Source organism: Archangium sp., from assembly GCF_036389735.1.
Classification (GTDB): domain Bacteria; phylum Myxococcota; class Myxococcia; order Myxococcales; family Myxococcaceae; genus Archangium.
Window position 1 is genome coordinate 1 of sequence record NZ_DASVWK010000049.1, and the last position, 9,760, is coordinate 9,760.

6 protein-coding genes and 1 pseudogene are annotated in these 9,760 nt (G+C 68.0%); 2 read left to right on the forward strand and 5 right to left on the reverse strand.

The window, feature by feature from the left end:
* The 4 genes and pseudogenes from VF794_RS01750 to VF794_RS01765 all read right to left on the reverse strand — a co-directional run.
* A pseudogene (locus VF794_RS01750) lies at positions 1-1,233 on the reverse strand (signal peptide peptidase SppA); the annotation flags it as partial.
* A gap of 50 nt (positions 1,234-1,283) precedes the next feature.
* On the reverse strand, positions 1,284-2,501 hold the full coding sequence (locus tag VF794_RS01755) for a PEGA domain-containing protein (RefSeq protein WP_331107078.1): 1,218 nt from the start codon (positions 2,499-2,501) through the stop codon (positions 1,284-1,286).
* Between the two features lie 59 nt (positions 2,502-2,560).
* A complete protein-coding gene (locus tag VF794_RS01760) occupies positions 2,561-4,501 on the reverse strand; it encodes a DNA topoisomerase IV subunit B (protein WP_331107080.1) in 1,941 nt (646 codons plus the stop codon).
* A 12-nt stretch (positions 4,502-4,513) separates the two neighbouring features.
* Entirely contained in the window at positions 4,514-6,898 is a 2,385-nt protein-coding gene (locus VF794_RS01765) for a DNA topoisomerase IV subunit A (RefSeq protein WP_331107082.1), read from the reverse strand.
* Between the two features lie 592 nt (positions 6,899-7,490).
* On the opposite strand from VF794_RS01765, the gene VF794_RS01770 reads away from it, so the two are divergent.
* Both VF794_RS01770 and VF794_RS01775 read left to right on the forward strand, forming a co-directional pair.
* Positions 7,491-8,108 (forward strand): hypothetical protein, encoded by a 618-nt coding sequence (locus VF794_RS01770; RefSeq protein WP_331107083.1) that lies wholly within the window; start codon positions 7,491-7,493, stop codon positions 8,106-8,108.
* A gap of 33 nt (positions 8,109-8,141) precedes the next feature.
* The gene (locus tag VF794_RS01775) at positions 8,142-8,870 is read left to right on the forward strand and encodes an immunity 52 family protein (protein ID WP_331107085.1); all 729 of its coding nucleotides are present in this window, start codon (positions 8,142-8,144) and stop codon (positions 8,868-8,870) included.
* Positions 8,871-8,887: 17 nt separating this feature from the next.
* On the opposite strand, the gene VF794_RS01780 is transcribed toward VF794_RS01775, so the two are convergent.
* Positions 8,888-9,565 carry a hypothetical protein gene (locus VF794_RS01780; RefSeq protein ID WP_331107087.1) on the reverse strand — a complete coding sequence of 226 codons (678 nt, stop codon included), beginning with the start codon at positions 9,563-9,565 and terminating at the stop codon, positions 8,888-8,890.
* Positions 9,566-9,760: the final 195 nt, after the last annotated feature.

Sequence of the window (9,760 nt, forward strand, 5' to 3'; positions counted from 1 at the left end):
CAGCTTCTCCATCGTCCCGCCCAGGGAGGTGACGTGGGCGGCCAGGCCGTTGATGAGCAGCGCGGAGGAGGGCAGCGCGTACACCTCGTCCGCGGCCGAGCCCACGAAGTATTCCAGGTCATCCACGCTGTAGAGCACCGCCAGCACCCGCTTGCCGGCCGCGCGCATCCGCAGCACCGCCTGGTGCAACTCCTCCGCCTTGCCCCAGTCCACGCCCGGCAGGCCGGACACCTTCAGCACCACGCCCTCGAGCCGGGGATCCTTCGTGGCCTCGTCCATCCACCGCGTCAGCCGCAGGTACGGGTCCGGCTCGGAGAAGCCGAGCAGAGCCAGCGTGCCGCCCCCCGCCCTCAGCTCGTCATCCAGGTCCAGCATCGCCACCGAGCCCCCGCCGAGGCGCAGGGCCGGGTACTTCTGGCTGGAGAGGCGCACCGCCACCACATGGTCCAACCCGCCGCCCTCGGCGCCTCCGCCCGCGTAGGTGATGCCGAAGCGCGAGCTGTCCAGCGTGGCGGCGAACTGGAGCGCCAGCGAGCGCTCGGTGCCGAGCCCATGCGAGAGGCCGGCGCCCAGTCCCAGGCCCGGGAGGACGGTGGTCTGGAGCGTGTACGAGAAGCGCCCATCTCCCCACTGGCCCTCGGCGGCGGTGTAGTCCGCGCCCAGCGTCAGGCGCTCGCCGAAGGGGCGCAGGCCCACGGCCAGGTTGTAGCCACGGGGCAGGGAGAAGGGCCCCTGCTGGGGCGCGTTCACGTCCCGCACCACCGCGCCCACGGAGAGAAAGCGCGTGGGCCGCAGGGTGAGGCCCAGGTCGAAGCCGGAGAGCCGGTCCAGCGCGGCGTTCTCCGAGGAGAAGCCGTGGTAGGAGGCGCCCAGCGACAGCCTCCGCGAGCCGAGCGCCAGGCCGAAGGACGTCTTGCGGTAGTCCGGGAGCCCACGCCCGCGCAGCCACTCCAGGCTGAAGCCGGCGCCCAGGCCGCCCAGGTTGGAGCCCAGGTACAGCCCGTTGCCCACCTGGTCTCGCACGAGGTTGCGCTCGTGCAGGTAGAAGAGCTGGGGCGGCCCCACGAAGCGCAGGCCGGCCGGGTTGACGGAGAGGGCCGTGGCCTCGTCCACCAGCGCGGCGGAGGTGGGGGGCAGCGTCACCCCGCGCGGAGGCGTGGCGGGCTGGACGATGACCCCCGTCTGGGCGAGCGCGAGGGCTGGGAGCAGCATCAAGAGCGAGAGGGCACGCATAGGGCCCTCTGGACTCTAGGCCGCGCCTTCCGGCGCACAAGCGCCGCGTCTCACCAATCTTCGGTACCGTTCACTCCCTCCAGCGGGTCGCCCTTCTTGGCCTTCTTCTCCTTCGAGCGCCGCTGGCCGCCGCGATCCTCGCCGTTCCACTCGTCCGTGCCGTGCGAGTTCTCCAGCGGATCCGACGACTTCACCCGCTTCTCCGCACCGCCGTCGGCATTGTTCAGCAGGTGATTGACCACGCGGCTCATCTCCGACTTGAGCTGGCCGAACTCGTCGCCCTGGAGCACCACGCGCTTGGTGCCGAGCCGCTTGCCGGTGCTCATGTCGTACAGGCCCAGCACCAGCTCCGTGGTGCGGTTGTCCGCCAGGTCGCGCACCGTGCCCACCAGGCCCCGCTCCAACCCGAGCGCCCTGCCCAGCCCGAGCACCGCATGACTGGTGGCGTTGCCGCGCCCCACCTCGGCGGCCACCGCGTCCAGCTTCGCGTCGTACGCCTTGTAGTTGTCCGTGGGCTGCAGCTCGGCGCTCACCTCCGAGTCGTCCAGGCTCACGTCGAGGAACTGGCCGTACTGGCGGAAGCCGGGGCGCTCCAGGCGCAGCAGGTGCTTGCCCACGGCCAGCGTCGGCACCGTCACCGGGGTGTAGCCCTTGAACTCGCTGTCGATGTAGACGCGCGCGCCAGCCGGACGGGACTTCACCGTCACCCCACCGCGCAGCGCCGCGTTGACCCCCGTGGCCACCTGCACCCGCAGCGCGATGAGCTCGCGGCTGTAGCGCTTGGTGTCCAGCTCATACATGGGGTTGAGCGCCATCAGGTCCAACAGCGCCAGCTTGGCCTCCTCGATGTCGCCGCGCTGCTGCATCACCGCGGCGTACAGGGCGGTGACATCGCACAGCGGGGTGCAGGAGGTCGTCATCGCCGCGGCGGCCTTCTGCAACTCCTTGAGGGTGGCGCGCACCTTGCGCTCGGCGTCCTCGTACTCCTTCTTCTCGAAGGCCTCGAGGCTCTCCTTGTAGCCGAGCTCGCCGCGCTTGAGGGAGGCCTGGGCCTCCTCATCCGGGGGCAGGCCGAAGAGCTCCTCGGGCTTGCGGACGGAGTAGGCCTGGAACGAGTCCAGGGCCTCATTCATGTAGCTCTCCATCTTCGGACCGTTCGCCTCGGCCGCCACATCCATGGGGACGAGGAGCGAGGCGATGCGCCGGGCCCCGGAGGGCGGGGCGGCCAGTGCGAGAGTGGGGAGCAGGACCAGCGCAAGGGCTTTCATATTGCCCGCCATGGTAGCCGAGCCGAGGGCTCGGGCACCATGCCCGCGCGGTGGGGGTCCTACACGTCCAGGTCCTCGACCTCGTTCGCGCTCTCCATGATGAACTTGAAGCGCGCGCTGACGTCTCGGCCCATCAGGTCGTTGATTACCTGGTCGGTGAGCAGCGGGTTGTCGATGGTCACCTGGAGGCTCTGGCGCTTCTTCGGATCGAGCGTGGTCTCCTTCAGCTCGTCCGGAGTCATCTCTCCCAGACCCTTGAAGCGCATGACGTTGGGCTTGGCGTTGCCCTTGGCCTTCTCGCGGATGATCTGATCGCGGTGGACCTCGTCGAGCGCCCAGTACGTCTCCTTGCCGATGTCCACCCGGAAGAGAGGCGGCTGGGCGAGGTAGATGTGTCCCTGCTCGATGAGCGGGCGCAGGTGCCGGTAGAAGAAGGTGAGCAGCAGCGTGGCGATGTGGTTGCCGTCGCTGTCGGCGTCCATCATCAGGAAGACGCGGCCGTAGCGCAGCTTGGTGATGTCGAAGTCGCTGCCGATGCCACAGCCCAGGGCGCTGACGATGTCCGTGAGCTCCTTGTTGCCCACCACCTTGTCGGTGGAGGCCTGCTCGGCGTTGAGCACCTTGCCGCGCAGCGGGAGGACGGCCTGGGTGCGCCGGTCCCGGCCCTGCTTGGCGCTGCCGCCTGCGGAGTCACCCTCGACGAGGAAGAGCTCGCTGGTGCCGGGCTCCGTGGAGGAGCAGTCCGCCAGCTTGCCCGGCAGGTTGAGCCGGTGGCTGACGGCCGTCTTGCGGCTGATCGCCTGGGAGGCGGCCCGGCTGGCCTCGCGAGCCCGAGCGGCCAGGACGATGCGGGCCACCACCGCCTCGGCGATGGACTTGTTGTCGTTGAGCCACTTCTCCAGCGCGGGACGGATGACGCTGTCCACCTGGGCGGTGGTCTCGGGGTTGTTGAGGCGCCCCTTGGTCTGGCCCTGGAACTGCGGCTCCACCACATAGGTGGAGAGGATGGCCGTCATGCCCTCGCGGATGTCCTCCGCGGTGAGCGTGACACCCTTGAACGAGAGGTCGTGCGTCTCGATGTAGTTGCGCACCGCCTTGACCACTGCGCCGCGCAGGCCCGCCTCGTGCGTGCCGCCCAGCGGCGTGGGGATGCCGTTGACGTACGAGCGGATGTGCTCGTCCGTGGCCTCCGTCCACACCAGCGCGGCCTCCAGGCGCACCCCGTTGTCTCGCGAGTGGTAGAAGATGGCCGTGGTGCCCGACGGCACCACCGGCTTGCCGCGCTCGGCCACCACCTTGGTCAGGTACTCGGCGATGCCGCCATCGTGCTTGAACTCCTCCTTCACGTGCGGGTGGGCCGTGTCGTCCTTCCAGACGACCGTCATCCCCTTGTGGAGGTAGCTCTTCGCCTCGAGCCGCTCGCGGATGAGCGCCGCGTCGAACTTCAGCTTCTCGCCGAAGATCTCCGGGTCCGGCTCGAAGGTCATGGAGGTGCCGGTGCCACGCGCCGGACCCTCCGCCTTGAGCGGACTGGTGGGCCTGCCGCGGCTGTACGTCTGCACGTGCCGCTTGCCGTCGCGCTTGATCTCCACCACCAGCTTGCGAGCGAGCGCGTTGACCACCGAGCTGCCCACGCCGTGCAGACCGCCCGAGTGGATGTAGTTGCCCTGCTCGAACTTACCGCCCGCGTGAAGCGTGGTGAGGATGATCTCCACCGCCGGCTTCTTGAACTTGGGCATGATGTCGATGGGGATGCCTCGCCCATCGTCCACCACGGTGATGGTGCGCCCATCCTTGTGGAGCGTGACTTCCACGGTGGAGGCGTAGCCGTTGATGACCTCGTCCACCGAGTTGTCGAGGATCTCCCACAGCAGGTGGTGGTAGCCCGTGTTGTCGGTGCCACCGATGTACATCGCCGGGCGCTTGCGCACGGGCTCCAGGCCCTCGAGGACCTGGATGTCCGCGCCCGTGTAGGTCGTCTTCTTGGTCGTCGTCGCCATGACTGTCTCCGGCTACTCCTTCTTCTGCTCCGGCAGCGGGATGAAGAGGGGCTCGCGCACCACTTCCTTCACCGCGTCCTTGCGCGACATCTCGTGGCCCTTGCCACCGCGGCCCGTCACTTCGTAGCGGCCCGGGTTGAGGGTGAGCTTCCGGCCCTTCTGCGTCTCGAAGAGGATGCCCACTTCCTTGTTGCCCTGGGGCGAGACGAGGAAGTCCACCACCCGGTCCCCGTCCTCCACCTTGACGACGGTGACGCCCTTGCCCGGTCCGGCCAGCTCGTTGATCTCCGCCACCTTGCACACCAACGCACTGGTGCGCTCGGTGAGCACGCCCACCAGGTCCTTGTCCTCCACCGGCTGCACGCCGACGATCTCATCGCCCTCGCCCGTCTTCGCGTAGCGACGGCCGGCGCGGGTGGAGACCTCCAGGTGCGGGGCGAGCGGGAAGCGCATGCCCATGCCCTGCTTCGTGATGCCCAGCAGCTTCTCCGGGCGCCACAGGCGGGTGTCGAGCGAGAGGGCGGCCACCACGCGCTCGCCATCGTCGAACTTGAACAGCTTCTGCACCGGGTCTCCGTACCCCGTGGAGGCCGGCACGTCGTTGAAGCGGGTGACGTAGGCGGTGCCGAAGTTGCTGAAGAGGACGACGTTCGCCTTGAGGCTGCCGGCGAGCACCGTCATCACCGCATCGCCCTCGCGCAGACGGGTGGAGGCGGGGTCCTTCACCTCGCGCACGCGCTTGATCCACCCATCGCGGGTGATGTCGACGTGGGCGTCCTCGTCGGCGATGAGGGCCTCGGCGTCGAAGACCATCTCCTCGGCGCCGCTGCGGCTCACCTTGGTGCGACGCTTGCCCATGCCGTAGGCGGCCTTCACCTCGGCCAGCTCGTCCTTCACCGTGGCCCACAGCCGCGGGTTGCTCTTGAGCAGCGCCTCCAGCTCCTTGATCTGCTTGCGCTTCTCCTTGAGCTCCTCCTGGACCACCAGGATCTCCAGGCGGGCCAGCTTGTAGAGCTTCATCTCCAGGATGGCGTCCACCTGGAGCTCATCCAGCTTGAAGCGCGCGATGAGCTTCTTGGCCGCGTCCTGCTTGCCCTCGGACGCGCGGATGATGCGGATCATCTCGTCGAGGGCGTCGTAGACCTTCTCGAAGCCCTCGAGGATGTGGACGCGCTTCTTCAGCTCGTCGAGCTGGTACTGGATGCGCCGCTTGATGACCTGGAGACGGAAGTCCAGGAAGTACTGGAGGATCTCCTTGAGCCCCAGCCGCTTGGGCGTGCCGACCTCGGGGTTCTCCGGGTTGGGCACGAGGCAGGTGAGGTTGACGTTGAAGTTCGTCTGGAGGGGGGTGTTCTTGTAGAGGTAGGCCATCACCAGCTCGGGGCTGGCCTCCTTCTTGAGCTCCAGCACGATGCGCACGTCCTTGGTGGACTCGTCGCGCACGTCGACCACGAGCGGCAGCTTCCGCTCCCGGACGATGTCGCCCATCTTCGCCACCAGCGTGGACTTGTTCACCGTGTAGGGGATGGACGTGATGATGATCTGCTGTCCGCCCCGCTTCATGTCCTCCAGCTCGTACTCGCCGCGCAGGCGCACGCTGCCCTGACCGGTCTCGTAGATCTCCTGCAGCTCCTTCTGGGAGTTGAGGATCTCTCCGCCGGTGGGGAAGTCCGGGCCCTTGACCCACTTGAGGAGCTGCTTGACGGTGAGGTTGTTGTCATCCACCAGGGCGATGAGCGCATCGACCAGCTCGCCCAGGTGATGGGGCGGGATGTTGGTGGCCATGCCCACGGCGATGCCCGTGGTGCCGTTCATCAGCAGGTGAGGAACGCGCGCGGGCAGGACGATGGGCTCGGTGCGGGTGCCATCGTAGTTGGGACGGAAGTCGACCGTCTTCTGGCCGAGCTCGTTGAGCAGCTCGTCGGAGAGCTTCTCCAGGCGGCACTCGGTGTAACGGTAGGCGGCGGCGGCGTCGCCATCGAGCGAGCCGAAGTTGCCGTGGCCGTCCACGAGGGGGTAGCGCAGGGAGAAGTCCTGCGCCATGCGCACCAGGGCGTCGTAGATGGCGGTATCGCCGTGGGGGTGGTAGGGGCCCATGATGGCGCCGACGACCTGAGCGCACTTCTTGTACTTCGCGTCGTGCGAGAGGTTCAGGTCGTTCCACATGCCGTACAGGATGCGGCGCTGCACGGGCTTGAGGCCGTCGCGCACGTCCGGAAGGGCGCGCGAGGTGATGACGGAGAGGGCGTAGTTGAGGTAGCGCCGCCGGGCCTCGTCGGCGAGACCGGCGGGCGTGGCTCCGCCGCCACCGCCACCGGCAGCCGGGGCGGCACCATCGCCACCCCCACCCGAGGCTCCCTGCTTCTTCCGCGTCTTGTTTTCCGCTTGTGCGAGCATGCTCATGTGTTCAGGCCAGGGCCATCCGTCTTACTGGAACGCGGGACGCGGCTCGCGCACTCCGCTTCCAGGACGGCAGGTGTGAGGGCGGCGAACTACCACGGCCCTCCGTCAAAGGGAACAAATTCGAGGGTTTGCAACGCCTCGGCAGGGAAAGAACTATACGTCTGTTCAGGTGTGGGCGCCATTAAAACGCGTTGAAGAGGGCCTCGAAGGTGGGGTCGCCACGCTTGCCTGCCTGGGTTGGGACCGGCACGAATCGTGGCCACGGGGCCGTACTGCGGGTAGGGGCCATTGTCTACCTGAGGGGTAGGCAGGCAAGGGGATGGAGATGTCCCATTTGCCCTCTCAGGTAGGGCGGAGGGGACGCCGGCTGTCCGGTCTGGGTCCAATTCGAGCGGGCCATTGGGCGCATCTTGCACCAGGGGACTGACATGTCCTGAGTTGTGCGCTGGGCTGCTCGGGTGTCAGGCGGCCTGGGCAGGGTAGGCTCCGGTCTCCTGGTCTGCTGACGAAGAGGCGAGCCATGTCCCCCCGTCCCGCTGTCCCAAGCGGTCGAGTGGTGCAACGACAGTGGCCTGCCGCGAGGGGCTTGCTGGTCGTGGCCCTGCTGGTGCTTGGCGGCTGTGCGACGGGCCGGCCGCCTTCGGGGTCGCTGCTGGCGGGAGACGACGCGGCGCTCGATACGGGAGGGGGTGGCCCGGCTCCGATGCCGCTCCCCGTGGTGCAGGGCGGGCTGGTGATTCTGGATGGCTTCGAGACGCTGCTCCGCCGGGCCGGGCTGGGGGATTGCCACCTGCTGCCCACGAGCGAAGCGGGCTTCACGCCCGAGGACGCGGCGGAGCTGTACGACGCTCTCCTCGTCAGTCCCGTCTCGCTGGCGAACTTCGGCCCGCGTCTGGCGGCCTCGTCCCTGCTGCGGGAGGTGATGGAGGGCGAGGAGGAACTGTCTCGCCCGGCCCTGCTCGCACGCGTACAGCGCTTCGAGGGCCTGGCGGTGCTACGCCCCGACGGCTATGTGGCCTGGGCGTTGAATGGAGAGACCCAGCAGCGCGTGGGCCCGGTCTCGCTGAAGGACGGCGCGTTGAGGGCTGGCCCCTTCGAGGTGGGTCGCTTCTACGATGGACGCAGTGGTGCCTTCTTCCCTGTGGATGAGGTGCTCCAGCGCGTCCGCACCGAGATAGTAAAGGCGTGCGTGGGATTGAGGTAATTCACACCCCGGTACTCCCGTGAGGAGCAGCGCTTGATCGAGACCTACTATGCGTCGGCCTATTGGGGCGCCCGAAAGGAGTCTCCCGAGGACTGTGGTCAGCGCGCGGAGGTCATGTTCAACGAGCTGCGCACAATCGCCTCGGACTTCTCCCATTGGCTCAAGCAGGGGCGTTCTCGCAACGAGGCACTCAAGCATTCCATCGAGGCGGACCGAGCCACGTTGACGAAGATGTTCCGGCGTGGAAAGGACCGGATGTTCGAGGATCTCGGCTTTCGTCTCAACGGCTGGAATGGCGCCGATGATCATGAGGCCAGCTCCTTCAACATCCGCGCGGGTCTCTACGCGGAGCGCATCGTCAATGCGTGTGTTTTCTATCTGCCCAACGCGGGACCGGACAACAAGGAAGGCCCGAACGCACAGCGGGTGCTGACGGCGACCGTCCTCTCCGAGCTGGTGCGCGCCATGGCGGTGGCCTGGGAGCCGGAATGGGCCATCGCCGCTTCCAACAGCTATGAGGATCTCCTCCCGAAACCCCAGCTGACGAGACGGCTGGGCTGGGTGACCTACTACTCGGACCAGGTGGGCCGGGTGCCTCCGCTGCCCGCTCCCGTGCGCATGGAGCGGATCGACGACAAGGGCACGCTCCTCGTCCTCACCCCCGAGCGTTTCACCGCGACAAACCCCGAGCATGTCGCGCTCGCCAACCGCGTGGGCGAACTCCTCGACCGCGCGGGGCTGCTCGGGCCGCCGCTCCCCTGAGGGGCCCTGTCCGCCGTCTACTTGTTCTCGGTGCCGATGCGCTGGCCGCCCTGGGGTGCCTTCCCCCAGCCGCCGCGGCGGAAGATCATCACCTTGCCGCTGGTGGCACTCCCGCTGAGCATTCCCGCCATGGTGGCCTGGAGGGCCCGGCTACCGGGCGGGTGGTAGATGATCCGCACCTTGCGTCCGGACGGCAGGTTGCTGGAGGCATCGATGAGCAGGAAGACCGTCTTGTCCTCGATGTGGATGCGCTCGGGGTCGCGCCGGTGGTCGAGCTCGGTGAGCAGCTCGCCGTCGTCCACGCTCCGGGCGTCGTCCGAGAGCCGGCGTACCTTCACCCGCAGGTAGTTCTCCCCGCTGGTGCCGACGAAGTCGCGCGTGCCCTGGATTAGGATGGCCAGGTCCGCACCGGTCTCGGCCGCCCTGCTCCCCAGCCGTAGGCCCGAGCGGGGATTGTCATCCGTGTCGAGCAGCAGGGTGACGTTGGCACAGCTCCTCCCGCAGTCCTTCCCGAAGGGCAGTTTGTCGAAGAGCAGCCGCAGCGCGAAGTCGCCGCCCTGGGGACCCGCCATCCCCTCCACCACCATGGGACGTTCCGCGTCCTTGGGAGGGGTATAGCGGAAGGTGGCCTGATCCTTGGCCAGGGCGCTCGTGGCGAGCAGAGCGAAGGCCAGGGGGAGCAGCGCGTTCTTCAAGAGGGAGCCTCCTCGGGGGCAAAAGGGCCCCCATTCAAATGCGAAGCGGCGCTCCGCCTCAAGAGCGGCCCCCTCGTCGCTCGGGGAGCGTAGAGTGGGGCCCGAACGCCGTGGGGCGCGGCCCCGCCCGGAGGATGCCGATGGAATCGCTGTACGTGCGCCAGCTCAAGCTCGGCCCCATGGACAACTTCGTGT